Source organism: Oricola indica, assembly GCF_019966595.1.
Taxonomy (GTDB): domain Bacteria; phylum Pseudomonadota; class Alphaproteobacteria; order Rhizobiales; family Rhizobiaceae; genus Oricola; species Oricola indica.
The window spans coordinates 1,098,559-1,121,484 of record NZ_JAINFJ010000001.1; the positions used below are offsets into that span (position 1 = coordinate 1,098,559).

At 62.0% G+C, this 22,926-nt stretch carries 27 protein-coding genes; 11 read left to right on the plus strand and 16 right to left on the minus strand.

From position 1 onward, the window contains the following. Positions 1–3 precede the first annotated feature (3 nt). From LC343_RS05265 to LC343_RS05295, 7 genes are all read right to left on the minus strand, one after another. On the minus strand, positions 4–939 hold the full coding sequence (locus LC343_RS05265; RefSeq protein WP_223476027.1) for a hydrogen peroxide-inducible genes activator: 936 nt from the start codon (positions 937–939) through the stop codon (positions 4–6). Between the two features lie 358 nt (positions 940–1,297). Beyond that, the gene (locus LC343_RS05270) at positions 1,298–2,329 is read right to left on the minus strand and encodes a peptidoglycan -binding protein (RefSeq protein ID WP_223476028.1); all 1,032 of its coding nucleotides are present in this window, start codon (positions 2,327–2,329) and stop codon (positions 1,298–1,300) included. 2 nt (positions 2,330–2,331) lie between these two features. Beyond that, positions 2,332–3,369, minus strand: coding sequence for a flagellar motor protein MotA (locus LC343_RS05275; RefSeq protein WP_223476029.1), 1,038 nt, complete (start codon positions 3,367–3,369; stop codon positions 2,332–2,334). A 101-nt stretch (positions 3,370–3,470) separates the two neighbouring features. Further along, the gene (locus tag LC343_RS05280; protein ID WP_223476030.1) at positions 3,471–4,271 is read right to left on the minus strand and encodes an inositol monophosphatase family protein; all 801 of its coding nucleotides are present in this window, start codon (positions 4,269–4,271) and stop codon (positions 3,471–3,473) included. A 41-nt stretch (positions 4,272–4,312) separates the two neighbouring features. Then, complete coding sequence (efp, locus tag LC343_RS05285; RefSeq protein WP_223476031.1) at positions 4,313–4,876, minus strand: elongation factor P; 564 nt, start codon at positions 4,874–4,876, stop codon at positions 4,313–4,315. 117 nt (positions 4,877–4,993) lie between these two features. After that, entirely contained in the window at positions 4,994–6,028 is a 1,035-nt protein-coding gene (locus tag LC343_RS05290; protein WP_223476032.1) for a tetratricopeptide repeat protein, read from the minus strand. After that, complete coding sequence (locus LC343_RS05295) at positions 6,025–6,681, minus strand: thiamine phosphate synthase (RefSeq protein ID WP_223476033.1); 657 nt, start codon at positions 6,679–6,681, stop codon at positions 6,025–6,027. The genes LC343_RS05290 and LC343_RS05295 overlap by 4 nt, the downstream gene beginning before the upstream one ends. 162 nt (positions 6,682–6,843) lie before the next feature. Between LC343_RS05295 and LC343_RS05300 the strand changes: the two genes are divergently transcribed. Together LC343_RS05300 and LC343_RS05305 are read left to right on the plus strand one after the other, a co-directional pair. After that, positions 6,844–7,614, plus strand: coding sequence for a sulfite exporter TauE/SafE family protein (locus LC343_RS05300; protein WP_223476034.1), 771 nt, complete (start codon positions 6,844–6,846; stop codon positions 7,612–7,614). A 32-nt stretch (positions 7,615–7,646) separates the two neighbouring features. Further along, entirely contained in the window at positions 7,647–7,913 is a 267-nt protein-coding gene (locus tag LC343_RS05305) for an ArsR/SmtB family transcription factor (protein ID WP_223476120.1), read from the plus strand. A 39-nt stretch (positions 7,914–7,952) separates the two neighbouring features. On the opposite strand, the gene LC343_RS05310 is transcribed toward LC343_RS05305, so the two are convergent. Beyond that, on the minus strand, positions 7,953–8,129 hold the full coding sequence (locus LC343_RS05310; RefSeq protein WP_223476035.1) for a YdcH family protein: 177 nt from the start codon (positions 8,127–8,129) through the stop codon (positions 7,953–7,955). 184 nt (positions 8,130–8,313) lie between these two features. Here LC343_RS05310 and LC343_RS05315 point away from each other — a divergent pair, with 184 nt between their 5' ends. From LC343_RS05315 to LC343_RS05340, 6 genes are all read left to right on the plus strand, one after another. After that, positions 8,314–8,517, plus strand: a complete 204-nt coding sequence (locus LC343_RS05315) for a YdcH family protein (protein WP_223476036.1) — start codon at positions 8,314–8,316, stop codon at positions 8,515–8,517. 22 nt (positions 8,518–8,539) lie between these two features. Beyond that, positions 8,540–9,037: a 5-(carboxyamino)imidazole ribonucleotide mutase gene (gene purE / locus LC343_RS05320; protein WP_223476037.1), complete on the plus strand. Its 498-nt coding sequence runs from the start codon at positions 8,540–8,542 to the stop codon at positions 9,035–9,037. Continuing rightward, positions 9,034–10,116, plus strand: coding sequence for a 5-(carboxyamino)imidazole ribonucleotide synthase (locus LC343_RS05325; RefSeq protein WP_223476038.1), 1,083 nt, complete (start codon positions 9,034–9,036; stop codon positions 10,114–10,116). Before purE ends, LC343_RS05325 begins: the two co-directional genes overlap by 4 nt. A gap of 98 nt (positions 10,117–10,214) precedes the next feature. After that, entirely contained in the window at positions 10,215–10,340 is a 126-nt protein-coding gene (gene ykgO, locus LC343_RS05330) for a type B 50S ribosomal protein L36 (RefSeq protein ID WP_223476039.1), read from the plus strand. 80 nt (positions 10,341–10,420) lie between these two features. Then, complete coding sequence (locus tag LC343_RS05335; RefSeq protein ID WP_223476040.1) at positions 10,421–11,077, plus strand: tetratricopeptide repeat protein; 657 nt, start codon at positions 10,421–10,423, stop codon at positions 11,075–11,077. Positions 11,078–11,111: 34 nt separating this feature from the next. Then, on the plus strand, positions 11,112–12,146 hold the full coding sequence (locus LC343_RS05340; protein WP_223476041.1) for an alpha/beta fold hydrolase: 1,035 nt from the start codon (positions 11,112–11,114) through the stop codon (positions 12,144–12,146). Positions 12,147–12,150: 4 nt separating this feature from the next. Here LC343_RS05340 and pyk read toward each other — a convergent pair whose 3' ends face one another. Both pyk and LC343_RS05350 read right to left on the minus strand, forming a co-directional pair. Then, entirely contained in the window at positions 12,151–13,587 is a 1,437-nt protein-coding gene (pyk, locus tag LC343_RS05345; protein ID WP_223476042.1) for a pyruvate kinase, read from the minus strand. Next, positions 13,584–14,027: a DUF1036 domain-containing protein gene (locus LC343_RS05350; RefSeq protein WP_223476043.1), complete on the minus strand. Its 444-nt coding sequence runs from the start codon at positions 14,025–14,027 to the stop codon at positions 13,584–13,586. The genes pyk and LC343_RS05350 overlap by 4 nt, the downstream gene beginning before the upstream one ends. 246 nt (positions 14,028–14,273) lie before the next feature. Here LC343_RS05350 and LC343_RS05355 point away from each other — a divergent pair, with 246 nt between their 5' ends. Then, entirely contained in the window at positions 14,274–14,582 is a 309-nt protein-coding gene (locus tag LC343_RS05355) for a DUF1244 domain-containing protein (protein ID WP_223476044.1), read from the plus strand. Positions 14,583–14,591: 9 nt separating this feature from the next. Here the strand turns inward: LC343_RS05355 and LC343_RS05360 are convergent, their stop codons facing one another. The 3 genes from LC343_RS05360 to LC343_RS05370 all read right to left on the minus strand — a co-directional run bounded on the left by LC343_RS05360 (position 14,592) and on the right by LC343_RS05370 (position 18,595). Further along, positions 14,592–15,797: an SGNH/GDSL hydrolase family protein gene (locus LC343_RS05360; protein ID WP_223476045.1), complete on the minus strand. Its 1,206-nt coding sequence runs from the start codon at positions 15,795–15,797 to the stop codon at positions 14,592–14,594. A gap of 40 nt (positions 15,798–15,837) precedes the next feature. Further along, complete coding sequence (locus LC343_RS05365; RefSeq protein WP_223476046.1) at positions 15,838–17,052, minus strand: lytic murein transglycosylase; 1,215 nt, start codon at positions 17,050–17,052, stop codon at positions 15,838–15,840. A 112-nt stretch (positions 17,053–17,164) separates the two neighbouring features. Then, positions 17,165–18,595 (minus strand): outer membrane beta-barrel protein, encoded by a 1,431-nt coding sequence (locus LC343_RS05370; RefSeq protein WP_223476121.1) that lies wholly within the window; start codon positions 18,593–18,595, stop codon positions 17,165–17,167. A 154-nt stretch (positions 18,596–18,749) separates the two neighbouring features. Between LC343_RS05370 and LC343_RS05375 the strand changes: the two genes are divergently transcribed. Beyond that, entirely contained in the window at positions 18,750–19,745 is a 996-nt protein-coding gene (locus tag LC343_RS05375) for a KpsF/GutQ family sugar-phosphate isomerase (RefSeq protein WP_223476047.1), read from the plus strand. 128 nt (positions 19,746–19,873) lie between these two features. Continuing rightward, positions 19,874–20,230 carry a response regulator gene (locus tag LC343_RS05380; RefSeq protein WP_223476048.1) on the plus strand — a complete coding sequence of 119 codons (357 nt, stop codon included), beginning with the start codon at positions 19,874–19,876 and terminating at the stop codon, positions 20,228–20,230. Here the strand turns inward: LC343_RS05380 and LC343_RS05385 are convergent. From LC343_RS05385 to hemH, 3 genes are all read right to left on the minus strand, one after another. Beyond that, positions 20,227–20,691: an NfeD family protein gene (locus LC343_RS05385; RefSeq protein ID WP_223476049.1), complete on the minus strand. Its 465-nt coding sequence runs from the start codon at positions 20,689–20,691 to the stop codon at positions 20,227–20,229. The two genes, LC343_RS05380 and LC343_RS05385, sit on opposite strands and share 4 nt — an antisense overlap. Positions 20,692–20,706: 15 nt before the next feature. Continuing rightward, entirely contained in the window at positions 20,707–21,687 is a 981-nt protein-coding gene (locus LC343_RS05390; RefSeq protein WP_223476050.1) for an SPFH domain-containing protein, read from the minus strand. A 105-nt stretch (positions 21,688–21,792) separates the two neighbouring features. Then, positions 21,793–22,857 carry a ferrochelatase gene (hemH, locus tag LC343_RS05395; protein WP_223476051.1) on the minus strand — a complete coding sequence of 355 codons (1,065 nt, stop codon included), beginning with the start codon at positions 22,855–22,857 and terminating at the stop codon, positions 21,793–21,795. Positions 22,858–22,926 lie beyond the last annotated feature (69 nt).

Below are 22,926 nucleotides of genomic sequence, written 5' to 3' on the forward strand. Positions count from 1 at the left end.
TTCTCAACCGAGCGAAGACGGGCGGGGCGTCCCGATTGTCTCCGCGATGCGCCGACAGGCCGCTCCGAAACTCGCGAAATGCGATGCGCGGACGTGGTCTTTCCGCCAAAGCAGGCCGACCGACCGCGCCAGCGGCAAGTCGGCGATACGCCTGAGGACAACCTGTTCCTCGCGCCGCGCAAACTCCGATGCAGCGTAGAGTTCGGGAAACAGGGACAGGCCCATGCCGATCGAGACCATCTGCCTCAAGGCGTCGAGGCTGGTGCCCTCGTACTCCTCGCGCATCACCGCGCCCGACTGCGCGCTCAGCGCCCTGACCTGATGGCTGAGCCTGTGCCCTGATCCAAGTGTGAGCATGCGCTCGCCGGCCAGCATCTCGATCCTCACCTCCCCCGCGGTGGCCAATCGATGGCGGGAAGCCATGCCCAGGTAAAGCGGCTCGACCATCAATTCCAGATAGTCCAGCCTCGAGCGCTCCTCGGGCTGAGGTCCGAGTGCGCAATCGATGGTCCCTTCCATGACTGACGCTTCGAGGAGATGCGCCCTGTCCTCGCGAATATAGATTTCAAGGTCGGGATAGGCATCGTGCAGATGCGGCAGAAGGCGCGGCAGGTAGTACGGCCCGAAGGTCGGCGCGACCCCGAGGCGGACGAGACCGCCCATCTGCCCGGTGGATTGACGGGCAACGGCCACGATCTCATCGAGCGAGGTCAGGGTCGTTCGCGCCAGGACGGCAACCTTCTCTCCGATCGGCGTTGCGCGCGAACGTCCCGGCGTCCGGTCGATCAGCGCGGCGCCGAGCTGATCCTCAAGCAACTGGAGCTGCGCCGACAGGGTTGGCTGGGAGACGTTGCACAGCCGGGCCGCTTCCCGGAAATGCCCGGTCTCGATTACGGCGAGAAGATATTCGAGCTGTCTTGGCGATGGTCGGAAAGGCATGACCAGATAGAGATAATCTATCGGAGAGATATAAACAATCGATTGGAACTATCGCACGCGCGTCACGACATGATCCTCGTAGAAAAGGAGAATCCGATGTCCCGCACCTTCAGGCCATGGAAAGACGGCGCAAAAGTCAGTCATGCCGGACCCGGCACGGGCCGGTTTTCCGAAAACCGGGCGTTCCGTCATGCTCCGGCCATCTTCGATCCAGCCGGAGGGCAGAGATAATGTTTGTCATCAAACTGATCTTCCTGGCCATTGGCTTCGCGACGGGAGGGATTCTCGCCTATGGCGCATGGTCGTTCAACCGCGACGGAACCCACAAACCGCTGACCGGGCGCGCGCCCGGAAAGCCTCAGCGCTCGGTCAGCTTGAGTTCGATACGGCGGTTACGCGCCCGCGCCTCGTCCGTGTCGGCCGGGTCGAGCGGCTGAAACTCGCCGAAGCCCGCCGCGACGAGGCGTTCCGGCGGGACCCCTTCCGATATCAGGTATTTGACGACCGAAGTCGCCCGCGCGCTCGACAATTCCCAGTTGTCCGCAAAACGGCCAGTGCCGGATACCGGCACATTGTCCGTATGGCCGTCGACGCGCAGCACCCAGTTGATCTCACCAGGGATCTCGCGCTGAAGATCAATCAGCGCCGCGGCAAGCTTGCCCATCTCGGTCGCACCGGCCGGGTTCAACTGCGCCGATCCGGAGGGAAACAGCACTTCGGACTGGAACACGAAACGGTCGCCGACGATGCGGATATTCTCGCGGTCCGAAAGGATTTCGCGCAGCCGCCCGAAGAAATCCGAACGATAGCGGTTCAGTTCCTGCACCCTCTGCGCCAGCGCGAGATTGAGCCGCCGGCCAAGGTCGGCAATCTTGGCATTGGATTCGCGGTCGCGCTGTTCGGAGACGTCCAGCGCATCCTCCAGCGCCGCGATCTGCTGGCGCAGCGCGGAAATCTGCCGGTTGAGCAATTCAACCTGGCTGAGGGCGCGCTGGCTTATCTGGCGTTCCTCGGTCAGCGCATCACTCAGGATACCGATGCGGTCCTGCGCCGCCACGCTCGCTCCGCTGCCGGCGGTGAGCAGGCTTTCCAGACGCGAGCGCTCGTTCTCCGCCGCTTCCAGCGAGGCCTGCAGGGCCAGTAACTGATCCTCGGCATCCTGCCGGTTGCTTTGTTCGAGCGAGAGAAGTTGCGTCAACTCGTTGATCTGGGAGTTCAGCCGGTTTAGAACGGCGTCCTTGCCGGTGATCTCCTGGCTGAGCAGAAACTGCGCGAGCACGAAGACCGACAGCAGGAACATGATGGCGAGCAGCAGCGTCGCCATTGCATCGACGAAGCCGGGCCAGTAGTCGACGCGCCCGTCATGGCGGCGATTTCGCGCAAGCGCCACGCTTATTCGCTCCTGTCGTTCTTTTCGATAGCCGCAGCCAGTCTCTCAAGCGTCCTGCGCATGTCCTTTTGCTCTTCGGACTGCGTTTCAACCCAGTCGCGCATCATCTGCTGCTCACTGCGCATGTTGCGCACCAGCCCCTGTATGCCTTCCGCGAGATTAGCCATGGCGGCCGTCGCCCGCTGATTGCCGCCGGATCCGCCCTGCATCGTCCGCAGCGCCTCGGCGACCGATTTCATGTCCTCGCTGCTTTCCGAGGCGGCAGCGGCATTGGCGACGCCCGAATCCGGATCGGTGACAGAGGAGAGCCAGTTTTCAAGTTCCGTGTAGAAGCGGTTCTGCGCGCGGCCTGCCTGCAGATCGAGAAAGCCCAGGACCAGCGATCCCGACAAACCGAAAAGCGACGAGGAAAACGCCGTTCCCATGCCCTCGAGCGGGGAGCTGAGTCCGGCCTTGAGCGAATCCAGAATATCGTTCATGTCGCCCGACCCGGGATCGAGCGACTGGATCGTCGCCCCGATGGAGCCGATCGTCTGCAACAGGCCCCAGAAGGTGCCGAGCAGGCCAAGAAACACGAGAAGGCCGGTCAGGTAGCGCGATGTGTCGCGCGCCTCGTCCAGCCGTGTGGCGATCGAATCGAGAATTGAACGGGTCGAGAGCGTCGAAAGCGTCATCGCCTGCTGGCGGCTCAAAAGAGAACGCATCGGCGCGAGCAGGACCGGATCCCGCCGCGCCGCCATCAGAGAATCGCCCGCGCGGAAGGTATTGACCCACCGCACTTCGCGGAACAGGCCGATCACCTGCTGAAAGACGAGGATGATACCAACGCCCAGAACGCCCAGGATGAGACCGTTCAGTCCAGGATTGGTCATGAAAGCCGTCGATATCTGACGGTACAGGATTGCGGCGACGAAACCGACGATCACCAGGAAGATGATCATCGAGAACAGGAAAACCTGCGGATTCGACAGGCGGTAGGGATCGAAACGGCCTTGCTGATGGGCAGTTACGCCTGCCTGTTCTGCGTCACCGATGCTCATTCACGAATCCCTCTGCCCGCATACAACCCCTGGATCACGCGACATTAGCCAGAAAAGTGGCAGAAATAAAAGGTTGTGCGCCGCAACAAGTGTTGACCGGGTCAGCGATTTGTCAATGGGCGGTTGATCGTGGAGAGCAGCGCCTTCTGGATCGCTTCGTTGCCGGCGACGATGTCACCACGGCCGAACATGTCGGTGCCGCCGGATGCGTCGGTAATAAAACCGCCCGCCTCCCGGATCAGGATGATACCCGCAGCCATGTCCCAGGGCGAAAGCGACTCCTCCCAGAACCCATCGAGACGGCCGGCAGCCACATAGGCGAGATCGAGAGCCGCGGCGCCCGTCCTGCGGATGCCGACGGCCTCGCTCATCACATGGCGCAATTGTACGAGGAAACGCCCGTGGTCGCCCCGCCCCAGATGCGGAACCCCGCAGCCGACCACGCAGTCCGTCAGCTTGCGCCGGGCCGCAACACGCAGGCGGCGATCATTGAGGAAGGCGCCCGCGCCCTTTTCGGCCGTATAGAGTTCGTCCGTCGCCGGATTGAAAATGACGCCCGCGACGAGCTGGCCCTGTCGCTCAAGTGCCAGCGACACCGCGAAATGCGGGAACCCGTGCAGGAAGTTCGTCGTGCCGTCGAGCGGATCGATGATCCATCGATGCTGCGGGTCCCTGCCTTCGACAGACCCGCCTTCCTCCAGCAGAAAGCCGTAATCCGGCCGCGCGCGTTCAAGCTCGGCGCGCAGCACCTCTTCGGCTCGCAGGTCGGCCTGGCTGACGAAATCGCCCGGTCCTTTGACGGAGACCTGCAGATGCTGAACTTCGCCGAAATCGCGCGCCAGTCCGCGGCCGGCCTTCATCACGGCCTGAACCATTACATTCATAAGTGCGGAACGCGCCATCGCAGCTTGTCCTCAGTCTTTCGAAAGGCGGCGACGACGGGTCAGTCGGCGCGGCGGATGTAGGTGATTTCGTTCGTGTCGACGAGAATCCTCTCGCCGGCCTCGATGAAGGGCGGCACCATGACGCGCACGCCGTTTTCCATGACGGCCGGCTTGTAGGAGGATGTCGCCGTCTGGCCCTTGACCACCGGATCTGCCTCCACGATCTCGAGAACCACATGGTCGGGCAGGGAGACGCCGATCGGCCTTTCCTCGTGCAGTTCCACGGTGACGGTCATCCCGTCCTGCAGAAACGCAGCGCGATCGCCGACGAAATCCTTCTGCAATTCGAGTTGCTCATAGGTCTCGTTGTCCATGAAGACGAGCGCATCGCCCTGCTCGTAGAGATACTGGAAGTCTTTCTGCTCCAGCCGCACGCGCTCCACGGTTTCGTTGGCGCGGAAGCGTTCGTTCAGCTTTGTGCCATCGATGAGATTCTTGAGTTCGACCTGGTTGAAAGCGCCGCCCTTGCCAGGCTTGACCGCGTTGCACTTGACCGCCGCCCAGAGGCCGCCATTGTGCTCGATCACATTGCCCGGCTTGATTTCGTTTCCATTGATTTTCATGTGAGATCACCGACTATTATTATGCCCGGAACGGGTCTGGATTTGGCCGGTTCAAGACCACACTTGCGGCGATCTTTCAAGCGGCATGCGCGTGGCTCCGGCTTTCGCGAGGGATTCTCAGCGCAACTGGTTAGCCCGCTCGATGGCCGCGCGCTGTTCCTCTTCGGTCAAACCTTCCCAGAAATCGTCTAGGGCACGGTCACGCAGGCCGGCCCGTCGCACGATGACTGTCCATGCCGCAGCCTCGGCATCGTCCGGCTCGGTTCCGAGCCCTCCCCAGTAGAGCTTGGCGACACCGGCCTGGGCGGCGACATTGCCCGCACGCGCCGCTCGCACGGTCCACAGATAGGCCTTTTCCAGATCGCGATCGCCGCCGATCCCCTGCAGGTACCAGTTGCCGAGATCGTATTGCGCCGTGTCGAAATTCTGCTGCGCCGCCTTGAGCAGCCATTCGCGCGCGGCCGCCGGGTCACGCTCGACCCCGCCGCTGCCGTTCAGGAGGATCTGGCTGACGGCATATTGCGCATCCGCAATTCCCTTCTCGGCCGCGCCGAGGAAATAGGGATAGGCTTTCGCCATAGACTGCGATCCCGGCCGTTCGTCGATGATCATCTGCGCGAAGTTGAACTGGGCATTGGCGTTTCCGGCATCGGCCGCCGCACGCATCAGTTCACGGGCCTCTTCCATTGTTTCGGGTTTCTTGTCCCGGTTCATCAGGATCAGCGCGAATTGCAACTGCGCCTCCGGAATGCCCTGTCGGGCGGCGCGACGATACCACTTGGCCGCTTCTTCCGGGTCGCGCGGCACACCCAGTCCCCGCGCATAGATTTCAGCCAGAAGGGTCTGCGCCGCCGCATCGCCCTGTTCGGCGCGCGGCAGGGCGAGATTGCGCGCGGTCAGGTAGAGGCCGCGTTGATAGGCGCCGAACGCCTCGTCGGCCGGCTGATCGCCGAAACGCGACGGCACAACACCTTCGGCATCCGGCGTCGCAGCGGCATCATCCGATCCACCCGTCTGCAGCGGTTCACCGAAACGCGAAGGCGCGATGTCGACATCTTCGCCTCCAGGAGCGCCCGCCGCAGGCGCAGCCGCGACGATCGCCGCCACCATACCGACAATCACCCACGCGCGATGTCCGCGGGATAAAGTCATGCGTCGCGGCCCAGGGAATGGCTTTCGAGTATGTCGTTCGCGGCAGCCACGGCAGCGGCAGGATCGATACCCTCGCCGAAGACCGCTCTCGACAACGCCACGAATTCGGTGCCGGTCGCGGCAGCCTCGCCAAGCGTATCCAGCGAAGCGCCGCCCATCAGAATGCAGGGGATTTCGACCATCGAGGCCCACCATTCGGCGAGATCGACATTCTTGCGGTGGGGGCTTGGATGCGTGTCCTGTCCAAAACGGCCGAAAAAGAGGTAGTCGGGTCTCGCCTCGCCCATTTCCAGAGCCTTATGGCGGGTTTCCGCACCGCCCGATCCTACGATATGACTGCCGTTCAGGCGCTCCACCGTTTCGGCGACGTCCCGAATACCGGTATCGACATGCAGCCCGTCTGCGCTCGTCCGGCCGAAGGCGCGAGTGTCATTGACGACGATCGCCGCCGCACCATGCGCCTGGGCGACAGGGATGCAGACTTCGAGATGCGCCTGATAGGCAGCTTCATCCAGGTCATAAGCCGGGAAGATGACCGATGCGACCTCGCCGCCTTCGAGCGCGGCAGTGAGCCGGTCGGCGAACGATACGCCCGATTGGTCCGGCGGCGCGACAAGCACGAGCCCGCAACGTTCTGTCTGTTTGTTTTCCATCGGCGCTTACTATGTTTCCTGCAGCTCCGCTTCAACCTGAAAATGGACGGTTTTACGGCGGGTTCCCACCACACGGCCGCAGCGACCTTTCACAGGGCGGAAAAATGCCGTAAGCGCAGATCGTTGCGAAATCGGGTTCGGAAAGGCTTTCAGAAACGCCGGATGCCATTCATCACCGATCCCCTTTTCTACGCCGCCGCGATACCAGCGGTCATCTTCGTCGGCCTGTCCAAGGGCGGGTTCGGCGGCGCAATGGGGCTGATGGGAATGCCGCTCCTGGCGCTCGTCGTGTCACCGATCAAGGCTGCCGCGATCATGCTGCCGATCATGATCGTCATGGACATCGTCAGCCTGTGGAGTTGGCGCGGCATCTACGACAAGCACACGCTCAAGATCATGATGCCGGCCGGCGTACTTGGCGTGGCCATTGGCTGGTATACCGCGACCTGGGTCACCGCATCGCATGTGCGCCTTCTCGTCGGCGCGATCGCGCTTCTTTTTGCCGCCGACTATCTGCGCCAACGTCTGAGCGCATCCGTGAGGGAGGCGCGCGAGCACAATTTCGCGAAGGGATCGCTGCTCGGCGTCCTGTCGGGCTTCACCAGTTTCGTATCGCATGCCGGCGGCCCGCCCTACCAGTTTTACACGTTGCCTCTCGGGCAAGATCCGAAAGTATATGTCGGCACTTCGGTGATCTTCTTTTCGGTGATGAACGCGATCAAGCTGATCCCGTATTTCGCGCTGGGGCAGCTCGACCACACCAACCTCGCGACGTCGGCCATACTCATGCCCATCGCCCCGGTCGCCACCTTGGCCGGTGCCTGGCTCGTGCGGCAGATCGATCGGAATATCTTCTATCCGTTCATGTATGCGATGATTTTCGTGGTCGGACTTAAACTGGTCTACGACGGAATGACTAGCCTGGGTTCTTGACCCCGGGTAAGAATGATCTTACCCGTTTCAAGATGAATTCCACAGACTCCTTTCACGCGATTGCCGACGGGCATCGACGTTACATTCTGGAGGAATTGCGCCGCACGCCCAGAACAGTGGGCGAGCTTGCCGAAAACTTGCCGATTTCAAGGCCGGCCGTTTCTCAGCACATGAAGATATTGCTCGATGCGGGAATGGTGTCGGTGCGCGCTCAGGGCACCAAAAGAATATACGAACTGAACCCGGCGGCGTTTCTGCCACTCAATATCTGGCTGGATCAGTTCTGGACCGGCGACTGAGTGACCGCCGCCGGTCTGCGGATCGCTAAAATGCTATCGCTAGTGACGCGTTTCGGAACGAATGCGTTCGATCGCTTCCTTCACGCGCAGCTTTTCGCGTTTCAGCTGGGTAAGCTCGACTTGGTCCGGACTGGGACGGGACAGGATCTGGGAGATTTCCGTTTCCAGATTTCCATGCTTGCGCACGAGGGACTCCAAATGAGCTTCTATGGACATGTGAATATCTCCTTCAGTTTGGTCGAGCCTTGTGCGGCCCGAACGTGGATGGTGACATGAAAACCGGTGACTGTCGAACATGACTCTGTGGAAATGGGTGAAGATTTGTTGCAAAGAGTGAACCATTCGTTTCGTTGAAACCAGGCAGGGTGAACCGCCGCAACGAAGGCAAGAAGGAAGCGCCATGTCTGAGCAGGATCAGGCCGATTTGCGGCTTGCGTTTGCGCGGTTGAAACAGGAACACGCCGACTACGACGCCGCCATCGAGGCAATGACGACAACCGGCTGTAACCGGATGCAGATCCAGCGCATGAAAAAGAAGAAGCTCGCCGTCAAGGACAAGCTTCAGCAACTTGAAGACCAGATCATTCCGGACATTATCGCCTGACCGCAAAGAAACGATCCACGCAATGACCAGCAAAGTCGCTATCATCATGGGCAGCCAGTCCGACTGGCCGACCATGCGCCATGCCGCCGATGTCCTCGTCGAGCTGGACGTGCCCCACGAAGCCCGAATCGTATCCGCGCACCGCACGCCGGACCGCATGTATGAATTCGCAAAGACGGCGAAGGCCGAAGGTTTCGGCGTTATCATCGCCGGCGCCGGGGGCGCAGCGCACCTGCCTGGCATGACGGCATCGCTGACCCCCTTGCCGGTGCTCGGCGTACCGGTTCATTCGAAGGCGCTTTCCGGCCAGGATTCACTACTCTCCATCGTGCAAATGCCGGCCGGCATACCGGTCGGGACGCTGGCGATCGGCAGGGCGGGCGCGACCAACGCCGGCCTGATGGCCGCAGCCATTCTCGCCCTTTCGGATCCGGAACTCGCAACCCGGCTGGATGAATGGCGCGCCGCCCGGACAAACGCGGTCGCCGATCAACCAACCGACGAGGATGCCGGCAAATGACCTTGCGCCGTGGCGCCACGATCGGGATCATAGGCGGTGGACAACTGGGGCGTATGCTTGCCATGGCCGCGGCGCGCCTCGGATTTCGAACCTGTGTGCTGGAACCGCAGGCGGATTGTCCCGCCGCGCAGGTTTGCAATGCGCAGATTACCGCCGCCTATGACGATCTCGCGGCCCTAAAGGAACTCGCCCGCCGCTGCGATGTCGTGACATTCGAATTCGAGAACATCGATCTCGATGCCGCGCGCTGGCTGGAAACAGTCGCCGACCTGCGGCCCGGCGCCCTTGCGCTGGAAATCGCCCAGGATCGGCTCAACGAAAAAACCTTCCTCAACGAAGTCGGTATCAAGACCGTCGACTTTCGCGCCATCGCGGACGCCCCGGCGCTCGAGGCTGCGCTCGCGGAGTTCGGCGGGCGCGGCATCCTGAAGACCCGCCGCCTCGGCTATGACGGAAAGGGGCAAATCCGTTTCCGCGGCGAAGCCTCCGACCCGACACCCGCCGAGGCGCTCGAAGGCCTCGGCAATGCGCCGGTCATCCTGGAGGAATTCGCGCCGTTTTCCTGCGAGATTTCGGTGATCGCCGCACGCGTCGCCGATGGCACCGTCGTCTCCTTCGATCCGCCGCGCAATGTGCACGAGGACGGAATCCTGTCAACATCGACTGTGCCGAGCGCCGTCGAACCCTCCATCGAAATGGCCGCCCGCGACGCTGCCGCCAGGCTTGCCGGCGCGCTCTCCTATGTCGGCGTCCTCGGACTGGAGTTCTTCGTCATGGCGGACGGCAGCCTGCGCGCCAACGAGTTCGCGCCACGCGTTCACAACTCCGGGCATTGGACGGAGGCCGCCTGCACGGTTTCGCAATTCGAGCAACATATCCGCGCCATCGCCGGCTGGCCGCTCAGCGACGGCTCGCGCCACAGCGACTGCGTGATGGAAAACCTGATCGGCAGCGACATCGACCGAGTTCCTGAACTCGCGAATGCGGCCGACACGCTGGTCCACGACTACGGCAAGGCCGAAATCCGCGACGGTCGAAAGATGGGCCATTTTACCCGGGTTCTTCCCCGCTCCGGTTGACATCCGGACACAATTGCGGTTATCCACCGCCCGACTGGTTTCGCGCGCCTTCCGGCGCGTTTTTGTTTGAGCCCGCGAAGGGCCACATAGGCGCTACAATGAAGATCAAGAACTCGCTCAAGGCACTGAAGTCCCGCGACCGCAACAACCGGCTCGTCCGCCGCAAAGGCCGCGTGTACATCATCAACAAGCAGAACCCGCGCTACAAGGCGCGCCAGGGCTGATCTGCCTGTTTGGCCATAAGGCCGTGGACTTCACGCAATTTTGCATTTGACGTTTGCGATGCGGGAAATACCTTACCCGCATGCAGACGTTTTTGCGCTTCGCAACCGTGACCGCCATTCTCGCGCTTTCCGCGCCCGCCCTCCATGCCCAGGAGTTCGAAGAACCCGGCATGGAAGAGCCATTGCCCGTTCCCGAAGAAAATCTGGCGCCCCAACCACCTGTCTATGACGACGTGCCTTTGGCAGCGGAGCCGGAGGGAACCAGGCTCGACGACCTGTTCGCCAAATTGAAGAAGGCGCGCGATCCGCGTCACGCGAAGACACTGGCCGACGGCATATGGTCGGAGTGGTTTCGCTCGGGCAGCGCCACCGTGGACCTGATGATGGGTTGGGCGAACGAAGCCTACGAGGCGAAGAAATACAATGTGGCGCTCGATTTCCTCGACCAGGTGATCATGCGCGCGCCGGATTTCACCGAAGGCTGGAACCGCAGGGCGACGCTGCATTACTCGATGGACAATTTCGCCAAGTCCATGACCGACATCAACAAGGTGCTCGAACTCGAACCGCGCCATTTCGGAGCTCTCGCCGGTATGGCGACGATTTTCGAAAGGACAGGCAACCAGCAAGCCGCCCTGCAGGCATGGTCCCGCGCGCTCGAGGTCTATCCGGCCATGCAATCGGCTCAACAGGCCGTGATCCGCCTGATCGACGAACTCGCCGCAGACCCAGTCTGATATCCACATCCCGTTTCCGAAAGACCATCCACCGATGAATCTCGTCTATGCGGCGCTCCTTTCACTGATCGCGCTGCTCATCTTCCTCGCCGCGGTGACCCGCGTTGGAGCGTGGTGGATCGAGCGCAGCTACCCGGCGCAGGGCGAGTTCGCGACGGTCAATAATACGCGCATGCATTACATATTCGACCGCGGCAACGGACAGACCGACCTGCCGCCGGTCGTCTTTCTTCACGGGGCGAGCGGCAATCTCAACGATCCGCGCGAAGCGTTCCTCGGCCAACTCGGCGGTCGCGCCGACCTTCTCTTCCTCGACCGTCCGGGCCACGGCTGGTCCGGGCGCGGCCCGAAGTCGAACGAGACCCCGGACGGCCAGGCCGCTACCGTCGCCGCGCTGATGGAGGAACTCGGCATCGAAAAGGCGGTGGTCGTCGGGCATTCCTTCGGTGGCGCGATCGCGGCCACCTTCGCGCTCAACCATCCCGGCAAGACCATCGGTACGCTGTTTCTTGCCCCCGTCAGCCATCCCTGGCCCGGCGGCGTCGACTGGTATTACGACCTGACGCCAGTCCCCGTGATCGGTCGCATATTCTCCGAGACGCTGGCGCTCCCCTTCGGCCTGATGCGGGTCAGGCCGGGAACCGAATGCGTCTTCACGCCGAACAGGCCTGCGGAAAATTATGTTGAGAGAACCGGCGTCGCACTGGTGCTGCGTCCATGGCATTTCCGTGCCAATGCAACCGACGTTGCACGGCTTCTGGACTACGTGACCAAGACCGCGCCGCTATATTCTCGCATCGAGACACCGGCTGTCGTGATCACCGGCAACAAGGACGCCATCGTGCTGCCGCGCGTGCATTCGCTCGGACTTGAACGGGATCTCCCGAATGCCGAACTGGTCTGGATAGAGAATCTCGGCCACAAGCCCGACTACGTCGCCACCGACCTCGCGGTCGCGGCGATCGAGAAACTCGCCGGCGCACCGCGCGACCTTCAGGCGATGGGCAAGGCGCTCGAAACAGAGATTGCCGGCGACAGGTTCGGCCCGGTCGAACGCTGTCTCGAGTAAGCCGTCAGATTCCGGACAGGCCGTCGGAGCCGATATAGGCGATCCGCAGCATGTTGGTGGCACCGGGCGTGCGCAGCGGCACGCCGGCCGTGATGATGATCCGGTCGCCAGGTTTCGCGAACTCCTCCCGAAACGCGATGCGGGAGGCGCGATCGACCATGTCGTCGAGATCGATCGCATCGTCTGTCACCACGCAGTGCAGGCCCCAGACCAGCGCAAGGCGACGAGCCGTCTCGATGACCGGCGAGAGCGCGATTACCGGCGTATCGGGCCGTTCGCGCGAGGCGCGTAGACCGGTGGTTCCCGATGACGTGTAGCAAACGATCGCCGAGAGATTGAGCGTATGCGCGATCTGCCGGGCTGCCGCGGAAATCGCATCCGACCCCGTCGCTTCCGCCTCCGGGCGCTGCGCGTTCATGATCCCCTGGAACAGCGTATCGCGTTCGACCTTCTCGGCGATGCGCGACATCGTCGCGACGGCCTCCTCGGGATAGTCGCCCGCCGCCGATTCCGCCGACAGCATGACAGCGTCCGCGCCTTCGTAAACCGCCGTCGCCACATCGGAAACCTCGGCGCGGGTGGGCACAGGCGCCGAGATCATCGATTCCAGCATCTGTGTCGCGACCACGACCGGCTTGCCGGCCTTGCGCGCGGCGCGCGTGATCTGCTTCTGGATGCCCGGCACGGCTTCCAGCGGCATCTCCACACCGAGATCGCCGCGCGCCACCATGATCGCATCGGAAAGCTCGATGATCTCGTCGAGGCGCTCGACGGCCTGCGGCTTCTCGATCTTCGACAACAGGCCGACGCGCCCGCGCGCGATCTTGCGCGCTTCCGCAAGATCGTCCGGCCTCTGGATGAAGGACAGAGCCACCCAGTCGATCTCTTCCTTGAGAACCGCGTCGAGATCGGCGCGGTCTTTTTCGGTCAGCGCCCCGACGCCCAGCGTGGTGTCGGGAAGGCTGACGCCCTTCTTGCTCGAAATCTTCGTGCCGGAGACGACCTTCGCAGTAATCGACTTGCCGTCTGACTTTTCGGCGATGAGTTCCAGCCGCCCGTCATCGACCAGTAGGCGATGGCCCGGCTGCACGGCTTCGAGGATTTCGGGATGGGGAAGCTTGACCCGGGTGGCATCGCCCGGCGCGTCATTGTCGTCGAAGGTGAAGGTCTGCCCCGGCTTGAGTTCGACCGTCGTGTCGGCAAATGTCCCGACGCGCAGTTTGGGACCCTGAAGGTCCGCGAGGATGCCGATCGGACGCCCGACCTGCTTCTCAACGGCGCGAATCCGCTTCACGAGGTCACGCATCATGTCATGGCTGGAATGGCTCATATTGATGCGGAACACGTCGGCTCCGGCATTGTGCAGTTTCGAGATCATTTCCTCTGTCGAGGACGAAGGGCCAAGCGTCGCGAGAATCTTGACTTTGCGACCGCGTCTCACTGGCCGTCTCCTTGTGTGATGAAGGGCTGTTCTGAGGCGGAGGTCGCCTCGGATTCGGGATCGTCCACGAGTTGGACCATCCAGTTCGTCTGGTTTCCGGTATCGTATTCGCGGAAGCCGGCTTTCTGGAAACCGCGCGCATAGCAGTCATTGACGCCGGTTATCTTGAATTGGAGTTCGGCGATGCACATGCTCACAGGCCCGTCCCAGCGACCGCCGCGCACGCCGTCCTCGGCGTAGAGGTAGTAATACCGCGACTCCAGCGGTCCCTCGATCAGCGTCTTGCAGGTCGAACCTTCGATGGCCCACCACCCTTCCGTAATCCAACCCGCCCGGGCTCGGTAACCGATCGAGACGCCGACGAGATCCTGTGTTGCATTGCACACGCGAAAATCGGCCTGCGCCGTTCCCGGCTTTGCAATTGCCACCCCGACCGACATCAAAACCAGCCAGAAAAGTCGCACATAAATCGATTTATAGGAACGGCTTATCGGCATTTCTGATGACGTTGGTATGACGCGAAACAAATCGGAATTCCTGTCGTGGTTTGTCGCATGGCAACACTTTATGTCAATGCAAAGCTGGAACACAGCGTTGTTTTCGCGATATTGGCGGTGTTCACCGGTCTTGAATGCGTCCGATCGCCGACGATATGGACCTTATCGACCTCAACCGGAGAACGCATCATGACCGACATTCCGGAAAACAAGCGCACCGAACTCGAGGCCGCCGCGTTCCGGCGGTTGGTCGAACATCTGCGCGAGCGCACCGATGTGCAGAACATCGACCTGATGAACTTGGCGGGCTTTTGCCGCAACTGCCTTTCCAACTGGTACCGCGACGCGGCCGAAGCGGACGGCCGGGAACTGTCCAAGGACGAATCGCGCGAGATCATCTATGGCATGCCCTATTCAGAGTGGCGCGACCGATACCAGACGGAAGCGACGCCGGAAAAGAAAGCCCGCTTCGCCGAGACCGCGCCCAAACACGATTGACGTCCGCGCTCAGGCGGGCGGCCAGGCGAAATCGTTCGCGCGCCCCGGCTTGGCGGCCGGCGGAACACCGTCTTCGACAAGACGATTGCGCGGCGATTTGGCTTGAAGCGGATTTTCCGGCCGGCGCTCCGCCACGGAGTGGATATCGCCAAGCAGTTCCGCGCCGCCATCGAGTTCCGGATCCGCGATGGGAATCGGGTCCATGCGCACGACCTCGTCCTCGACCTGCAGCGGCGGAAGCCGCAAGGTCGAATAGCTCTCCGGCGCAAGCACGGTGAGTAACGACGATGCGGCATCTCCGAACATCGCCTTGATCTGCCGCTCGACATAGAAAGCGAGCTTGCGCTTGCCGGCATTGGTGAAGTTGATGCCGTCGGAATTCCGCAGGCGGACTGTCTGGCCGTTGATGTCGGAGCCGCTCAGGACGAACGCGCCGTCCTGATCGACGAAACCGTCCCAAATATCGACGAATGACCCCCCGACCGCCTCGGCTGCCGTCCGGTAGAATTCGTTGAAGGCCAGAATGTCGGTGGACATGCTCTTGAACCGGTAGGGCGGACCGCCAACCCAGATCAGGGGCGTATTGCTCTTCTGCACGATACCCGCGAAACGCTCGATACGAGCCTTGTATTCGCGTTCCCAGGCTTCGCTGCGCACCTTTTCGGTGCGCCCGTCCACGCGCATGGCCTGCCGGTCGTTGGAACCGATCATGGTCACCACCAGCGCCGGTTTGACCTCCGCGATGATCCCTTCGATCGTGCCCGGCCAATCGTAATAGTCGTCACGCACGAATCCCGACGAACCGCTGGCGCGTGATTCGATGACGATCGATTGCGCATCCTTGAAGGCTTCACGCAGCCCCTGCGCGAGACCGGACGCCGTGAAATCGCCGACGACGAGGATGACGAGCGCGTTTTCGAGTTTTTCGGGCGCGGGCTCCGGCGCCGGAGCGGCAGCGCGCTGCGGTTCTCGCGGCGCCACCCGGGCGCGCTTAACCTCGCGCTTGGGAACTTCCTGGATCTGTCGCGATTCCGTGTTGCGACGAAAGAGGAGGTCGATCAGCGAGCGCGGACGGACAAGCTTGTCCTCGTTCGACTGGGCGAGAGCCGCGCTCACCCCAAGGAGCGGGCCCGGAAGACCGGTCGCGCCAGTCGAAAGAACCGCCATCGCCAGGAAAAGCGTGAGAAACGGCCGAACGAGAATACGCTTGAACATCACGGTCAAAATCCCTGGCGCATCATGCGCGGCGGCGTCTTCATTTTCGCAGCACTTTTAGCAACTCCATCGACGCATAGCCATCCCGCTCCAGGCCGTACCGCTCCTGGAACGACAGGATCGCACTGCGCGATTCCGGTCCGATCTTTCCGTCGATCTCGCCACCATAGAACCCGGCGCTCTTCAACCGCTTCTGCAATTCCTCGCTTTCGGAGATGCTGAGCCGGGTGAAAGGTCGTTTCCAATCCTTGCGCGGTCCGGGGAAGCCGGCGATCTGGTCGGCGAGCATGCCCACGGCGAGCGCATATTTGTCGGCATTGTTGTAGCGCTTGATGACGAAGAAGTTCTTCACCATAAGGAAGGCCGGACCGTCGCGCCCCTGCAGGACCTTCAACTCCGCCGATTGCCCCGGACGTGGAAACGGCTTCCCGTTGGCGCGCGTAACGCCGATGGACGCCCATTTGGACAGCGACATCGACCCGCCGGGAAATTTCCGGCCCGGCGGCAGGGTCACCTCGTAGCCCCAGGTCTCGCCTTTCTGCCAGCCATTGCGGCGCAAGAGATTGGCGGCCGTCCACAGGGCGTCGGGAACCGAGTTCCAGATATCGCGGCGCCCGTCGCGGTCGCCGTCGACGGCATAGGCGATATAGCTGGTCGGGATGAACTGGGTATGTCCCATGGCGCCGGCCCACGAACCCATCAGCCCGTCGCGCGAAACATCGCCGCTCTGCAGGATCTTGAGAGCGCCGATCAATTGTCCGCGCGCATATTTCGCGCGCCGGCGGTCGGCATAGGCCAGTGTCGCGAGCGCCTGCGGCACGTAATGGAGCCGGTCACGGCGTTTGAGGAATTCGCCGTAATCGGATTCCATCGACCAGATCGCCAGCACGATATGCTTGTCGACGCCGGTGCTCCGCTCGATCGAATTGAGCAGGCGACCATATTTGCGCAGCATCTGGCGCCCGGTCGCGACGGAACGCTCGTGTACGCGCCCGTCGATATACTGCCAGGCTTCGTCGCGAAATTCGGGTTGGAACCGCGCCTTTTCGAGAACCGCGGGGTCCGGGTCGGTGATCCCCGCAAAAGCGCGGTCATAGACGGAAGGTGAAATACCGCGGGCGATCGCCGTTCCGCGAAAATCGCCGATCCATCGCTGGAAGCCGGCATCCGCGAAAGCAGATGCGGTAAAAGGTGCGAGAAGTGCCGCAGCGGCGACAACGATCCCAGCGTGCCGGATACCGGGGACGAGAGGCATGACTGTCACTCCTTTCAAGGTTGATGTTTCAATCCGTGCCGCGCCGGCGTCCGGGTCACCTTGCTGTTGAGCAAGTATCGCCCGATTCGATGGCATAATTTCGGCACGCTCGTCAGCGCTGCAATCGCAGCCCGACATAAGCACTTGTCGTCCGGCCACGTTGGGCCGGGTCGGAACTCAGCGTCTCTTCGTGCCCGACCCGTGTCCTCAGGCCAGCGAAGCGATTGAACCAGAATGTCAACGCGGCGTCCGCGTTCAGAGTGACCTCGTCGGCGCTGCCATCGGCGTCGCGATACTCCGCGCCGAAGCCGGCTTCCGCCGTCAGATTGGCCCGTACACGGTGGGTTACCCCGAGATTCGCCGCGTAGAGCAATGCTCCGCTTTCGGAGGTGCCGCCGCTGGTTTCCGTCGAAGTCGAAAGGTCGAGTGTTACATCCGTCTCCCGGCGAGGCGACCAGTTGAAGGTCGCGTCGACGGACACGCCGGCGATATCCGCGAGAGCGGAATCGGCGATGTCCTCGCGCAAATAGCCGGCCGAAATCTCGCCGTTCAGCTTCTCGCCAAGATCGATCCCCGTGCCGAGCCGCAACCCATAGCGAACGGAATTGCGATCGAGCCCGCCGCTATCCGGCGTCTCGCGCATCCGCCGCACACCATAAGTCGCCTCAATGAAGGGCGAGAAAACAGCGGACGCCTCGATGCCGGCGCGCAGCCGGCCGTCGATCATCGTATTGTCCAGATCCGACTGCGGGATGACCGTCGCGTCGCTCAACTCCGCGTCGCCATACATGCTGTGTTCGACGGAGAGTTCGCCTTCGCCATAGAGCCTTCCGACTTCCTGGCGTAACGCGAGCGAACCGGAAAATGTCTGCGTCGGCGGATCGTTGACCCCGGTCACGACCGGAATGAGCCCAGGATCGGTGGCCGCGATGAAAGCGGCCGATTGCGGGTCGTCCAGCGCGTAGCTGTAGCCCAACCTACCGGTCAGTGTCGTCGAGGCACCGATATCCAGCCGTCCGGTCGCGTTGATCGTGCCCTCGGGTTCGAGCGTATCGTCCCCGCTCAACCCGCGCTGCAGCCGTCCGAAGGCGGAAATGTCCAACGCATGCCGAGACCAGTCGGACTCGAGGTCGAGTTGAAGCGATCCCTCGCCGGATAAGGTGTTCGAGCCCGACTCGCGTTTGCCGTTGAGGCCAAGATCGAGGGTCGAGCGCAAGACGAAACTTCCGAGCGGGGTACCGAGCGCCGCGTAGGGATTCCCTTCTTCCCCGACGCTTCCGGTCTGCAAGGGACCCACGGCCGGCACTGGCAATGCCCGCGTCGGCGTAAAGACGGCATCGTCGTCAGGCAGAATGATTTCGGCTTTCGGGTCCGCAACGTCCTGCGCCGTGTCGTCTCCGGACACGCCGCGCAGGCCTCCAAGGTCTTGCGCAAAGACCGGCGCGCACAGGCAAAGCCCCAACCCGCCTGTTGCGAGCAACAGAGCGAATCGCTCCGGAACGAACGTCCGGCCACAGTCTTTTTCGAACAGGACCGTCGGCACGGCCAATCACCTCGTTTTCCTTACCGAAACCTAAACGTCGGTGGTTAACGAAACCTTAGGAACGAGAAGCGTTTCCACCGGATTACGGGCCCGTTTGCCCAGGCCCGGCGCATCCCTCATGGACAAAATCCCGGCGGTGGAGTAGCGAACGGCAATGAGCAGCAAAGCGCATTTGTTGGAACCCGTCGAAAAGCCGATCGCTTCCGCCCTGAAGACACTGGCCTTTCAGCAAAAGGGCCTGTCCGCACTGGCCGATGCCATTGGAAACGGGCTCGGCGAATCATTCTTGGCTGCCATCGAAAAAATCAACGGCATCAAGGGCCGCGTCATCGTGACCGGCGTCGGCAAGAGCGGTCATATCGGCTCGAAAATGGCAGCGACGCTTGCCTCGACGGGCACGCCCGCCTTTTTCGTGCATCCCGCCGAGGCCAATCATGGCGACCTTGGCATGATCGCACGCGACGACGCGATCATCGCCATGTCATGGTCGGGAGAAACACAGGAACTGAGTGGCATATTGCGCTATTCGCGCCGCTTCGAAATTCCCCTTATCGCGATGACGTCCGGCGAAAACTCGACGCTGGCGCGCGAGGCGGACATCGTTCTCATTCTGCCGAAATCGGACGAGGCCTGCCCGCACGGGCTTGCCCCGACCACCTCGACCCTGATGCAACTCGCGCTGGGCGACGCGATCTCGGTCGCGCTGCTCGAAAGCCGCGGCTTCAGCGCGACGGATTTCCACACCTTTCACCCGGGCGGCAAGCTCGGCGCGAACCTGACCCATGTCGGCGAGATCATGCATGTCGGTAGCAAAGTACCGCTCGTTCCGCTGGGAACGCCCATGGCGCAGGCTGTTCATGTACTCGCCGAGAAGCGCGTCGGCTGCGTCGGCATCACCGACGGGTCCGGCAACCTTGTCGGCATCTTCACCGACGGCGACCTGGCCCGCAATATCGAACGCGACCTGACCGGTCATACGGTTGATGACATCATGACGCCTTCGCCGAAGACCGTAACGGAACAGACCCTGGCGGCGACCGCCATGGAACTGCTCAATCGCCACAACATTTCGGCGCTGATCGTGGTCGAAGGGGCAAAGCCGGTCGGCGTCGTGCATTTCCACGACCTCCTGCGCATTGGTGTCGCCTGACGGGCTACGTTTCTGCGCGTCCGCGGCATGCTTAACGGCGCGTTTACCAAACCGCGCGGATTTGGCCGGATTTCCGGGTTTGGGACACGTCACTGGCAACCAAACTGTATCTCGGTCATTAGCCTGTCATGACCAACACACGCGAAAAACTGCCGGTATTGCTTGTCGAGGACGATCCCCTGATCGCGCTCGACGCCGAAGATACGCTGACCATCGCGGGTTTCGCGTGCCTGCTCGCCTACAATACGGATACCGCGATGGACTTGTTGAAAGCTCACGAGATCCGCGCTGCGATTCTCGATTACGATCTCGGCGACGAGACGAGCCTCTGCATCGCCGAACAGGTGTACGGGTCGCATATTCCCTACGCTTTCGTGACAGGCCGTAGCCGCGGGGAGATCATCGGCCACGCGCCCGGCCCCTTTGCGATTCTGTCAAAGCCGGTCGACTATGCCGATGTTGCTCGCCAGCTCTCGGTCGCCTAGACGCTTTCGACGTCCAGGCGATCGGAATCGCCGCCACGAATGCGCACCCTCGTCCCTGCCGGCATGTCCTCGCCACTGACCCGCCAGAGCGTGTCGCCCAAGCGAACGCGGCCGACGCCGTTGACGATCGGCTGTTCCAGTGTGGCGATTTGGCCGACCAATTGCGCGACCCGGTCGTTCAGCGTCGGCTCATCACTCTCGACCTCATTGCGCGATATCCACGACCGACCCGCATAGGCGAGCACGAGCGACAGGATCAGGAAGCCGAGCACCTGCACCTGCCAGACCCAGAGTTCCGCGCCCAATCCCCAGACCATTAGCGAGATCGCGCCGATTACCAGCGCCGCCGCGCCAAGCCATAGAAAGAAAATGCCAGGCGCAAGAATCTCGAGCCCGAGCAGGACAAAACCGAGAATGACCCAGCTCCAGCCGCCGAATTCCCGTATTGTTTCGAGGATCATCTTGGCGTCCGCCCGTCACTGCCGGCCGGGAACCGGCGGAACCGTCGGCGGCGCGGCACGCCCGCGTGCTTCCTCAAGCGCTCTGTCGCCGAAAACTTCCTTGGCGATCGCCCCGATTCCGCCAAGCGAACCGATCAGCGAGGCCGCTTCCATCGGCAACATGACGATCTTCTGGTTCGGCGCCGAGCCGATTGTCTGCAGCGCCTCGGTGTATTTCTGGGCGACGAAGTAGTTGATCGCCTGGGTCGAACCGCCCGCAATCGCTTCTGACACCGACCGGGTCGCATTCGCTTCCGCTTCGGCAAGGCGTTCGCGGGCCTCCGCCTCGCGATAGGCAGCTTCGCGCTCGCCCTCGGCCTTCAGGATAGCGGACTGTTTCATGCCCTCCGCACGCAGGATCTGCGCCTGCCGTGCGCCTTCGGCCTCCAGAATCTCGGCGCGCTTGTCGCGCTCCGCCTTCATCTGCCGGCCCATCGACGCGATGAGGTCGGCCGGCGGATTGATATCCTTGATCTCTATACGGGTGATCTTGATACCCCACGGGCTCGCCGCTTCGTCGACGACATGCAGCAGCTTCGTGTTGATCGCATCGCGGTTCGAGAGCAACTCGTCCAGATCCATCGAACCCATCACCGAACGGATATTGGTCATTGTCAGGTTGAGGATGGCGTTTTCCAACCCCGAAACCTGATAAGCCGCCTTCGGCGCGTTCAGCACCTGGTAGAAGCAGACACCGTCCGCCTCCACGGAAGCATTGTCGCGGGTGATCACGACCTGCGTCGGTACGTCCAGCACCTGCTCCATCATGTTCATCTTCGAGCCGATGCGATCGAAGAATGGCACGATAATATTGAGCCCGGGCTCAAGTGTGCGCGTGTAGCGTCCGAAACGCTCCACCGTGTAGGCAAATCCCTGCGGTACGGTCTTGATCGCCGCGAAAAGGATGATGACGACAAGCGCGGCGAAAACCGCGATGGCAATATCGAGACCGAACATAGAGCCCTCCAGACGCCGCAAATGGCATTAACCCCGAGCCCTTGTAATATGGGGATGTAAATCAGCCCTTACAAAGGCAACGGAATCCGATCCTGTCGGGCGCGCCTAGATCCACCCCTGCAATTCGCGACGAACCAGTGCCTCGATCACGGCCATGCCGTCATCGGAATCGTTGAGGCAAGGGATATGGGTGAAGTTCTTGCCGCCATTCTCGTGGAAGATCTCGCCGCCCTCGCCCGCGATTTCCTCCAGCGTCTCCAGGCAGTCGGAAACGAAACCCGGATTGAATACGGCAAGCGATTTCACGCCTTCCTGGGCGAGTTTCTCGATGGTCTTGTCGGTGTAAGGCTGCAGCCACTCCTCCGGCCCGAAACGCGACTGGAAACAGGTCAGCAAGCGGCCTTTTTCCCAGCCAAGCCGCTTTTCGAGCAGGCGCGAGGTTTTCTGGCAGTGGCAGTGATACGGATCGCCGCGTTTGAAATAGCTTTGGGGAATGCCGTGATAGGAGGCGATCACCTTCTCGGGCACGAAATCGAGCGTCTCAAAATGCGCTTCGATCGATCGGGCCAGCGCCTCGATATAGACCGGCTCGTCGTGATAGGCCGGCACGGTGCGAATGGCCGGCATGAAGCGCGTCGCCATCAACGATTCGAACGTCTTGTCGTTCACCGTCGCTGTCGTCGCGGCGGAATATTGCGGATAGAGCGGAAAGACGAGGATGCGGTCGCAACCCGCATCGCGCAGCGCGGTCATGCGGGAATCGATCGACGGATTGCCGTAGCGCATCGCCCAGTCCGTCACGATTTCCCGATGGCCTGACAGAGCCGCGCCAAGCTTCTCCGCCTGCGAGCGCGTATAGGTGCGCAAGTAGCTCTCGTCGAGATCCTTGTTCCAGATCTGTTCATAGGCCTTGCCGACCTTGCCCGGCCTCGTATTGAGCACGATACCGAACAGGATCGGATACCACAGCGCCTTTGGCCACTCGATCACGCGTTTGTCTGTCAGGAATTCCTTCAGATACCGCCGCATGGAGGCGTAGTCCGTAGCGTCCGGTGTGCCAAGATTGACGAGCAGGACGCCGACCTTCTGGATTTTCACGGGCGGATGATCTGCCGGCAGCGGCCCGACGGCCCTCGCTTCGTCACGGTCGATTGTCGTTTTCATGTTCATGGCCGCTTTCCTTTGGCCGGAACTTAGCCGCGACCCGCGCAAATTCAATGCCGGGACATGCGTCAATCC

Coding starts and splice junctions, on each gene's coding strand:
- hemH (WP_223476051.1), bottom strand. CDS start 22,857: ATGAACATGAAAACGACAATCGACCGTGACGAAGCGAGGGCCGTCGGG.
- LC343_RS05265 (WP_223476027.1), bottom strand. CDS start 939: ATGCCTTTCCGACCATCGCCAAGACAGCTCGAATATCTTCTCGCCGTA.
- LC343_RS05355 (WP_223476044.1), top strand. CDS start 14,274: ATGACCGACATTCCGGAAAACAAGCGCACCGAACTCGAGGCCGCCGCG.
- LC343_RS05280 (WP_223476030.1), bottom strand. CDS start 4,271: ATGGCGCGTTCCGCACTTATGAATGTAATGGTTCAGGCCGTGATGAAG.
- purE (WP_223476037.1), top strand. CDS start 8,540: ATGACCAGCAAAGTCGCTATCATCATGGGCAGCCAGTCCGACTGGCCG.
- LC343_RS05380 (WP_223476048.1), top strand. CDS start 19,874: ATGACCAACACACGCGAAAAACTGCCGGTATTGCTTGTCGAGGACGAT.
- LC343_RS05390 (WP_223476050.1), bottom strand. CDS start 21,687: ATGTTCGGTCTCGATATTGCCATCGCGGTTTTCGCCGCGCTTGTCGTC.
- LC343_RS05310 (WP_223476035.1), bottom strand. CDS start 8,129: ATGTCCATAGAAGCTCATTTGGAGTCCCTCGTGCGCAAGCATGGAAAT.
- LC343_RS05325 (WP_223476038.1), top strand. CDS start 9,034: ATGACCTTGCGCCGTGGCGCCACGATCGGGATCATAGGCGGTGGACAA.
- LC343_RS05335 (WP_223476040.1), top strand. CDS start 10,421: ATGCAGACGTTTTTGCGCTTCGCAACCGTGACCGCCATTCTCGCGCTT.
- LC343_RS05350 (WP_223476043.1), bottom strand. CDS start 14,027: ATGTCGGTCGGGGTGGCAATTGCAAAGCCGGGAACGGCGCAGGCCGAT.
- ykgO (WP_223476039.1), top strand. CDS start 10,215: ATGAAGATCAAGAACTCGCTCAAGGCACTGAAGTCCCGCGACCGCAAC.
- LC343_RS05375 (WP_223476047.1), top strand. CDS start 18,750: ATGAGCAGCAAAGCGCATTTGTTGGAACCCGTCGAAAAGCCGATCGCT.
- LC343_RS05300 (WP_223476034.1), top strand. CDS start 6,844: ATGCCATTCATCACCGATCCCCTTTTCTACGCCGCCGCGATACCAGCG.
- LC343_RS05340 (WP_223476041.1), top strand. CDS start 11,112: ATGAATCTCGTCTATGCGGCGCTCCTTTCACTGATCGCGCTGCTCATC.
- LC343_RS05315 (WP_223476036.1), top strand. CDS start 8,314: ATGTCTGAGCAGGATCAGGCCGATTTGCGGCTTGCGTTTGCGCGGTTG.
- LC343_RS05305 (WP_223476120.1), top strand. CDS start 7,647: ATGAATTCCACAGACTCCTTTCACGCGATTGCCGACGGGCATCGACGT.
- LC343_RS05365 (WP_223476046.1), bottom strand. CDS start 17,052: ATGCCTCTCGTCCCCGGTATCCGGCACGCTGGGATCGTTGTCGCCGCT.
- LC343_RS05360 (WP_223476045.1), bottom strand. CDS start 15,797: ATGTTCAAGCGTATTCTCGTTCGGCCGTTTCTCACGCTTTTCCTGGCG.
- LC343_RS05295 (WP_223476033.1), bottom strand. CDS start 6,681: ATGGAAAACAAACAGACAGAACGTTGCGGGCTCGTGCTTGTCGCGCCG.
- efp (WP_223476031.1), bottom strand. CDS start 4,876: ATGAAAATCAATGGAAACGAAATCAAGCCGGGCAATGTGATCGAGCAC.
- LC343_RS05290 (WP_223476032.1), bottom strand. CDS start 6,028: ATGACTTTATCCCGCGGACATCGCGCGTGGGTGATTGTCGGTATGGTG.
- LC343_RS05385 (WP_223476049.1), bottom strand. CDS start 20,691: ATGATCCTCGAAACAATACGGGAATTCGGCGGCTGGAGCTGGGTCATT.
- LC343_RS05275 (WP_223476029.1), bottom strand. CDS start 3,369: ATGAGCATCGGTGACGCAGAACAGGCAGGCGTAACTGCCCATCAGCAA.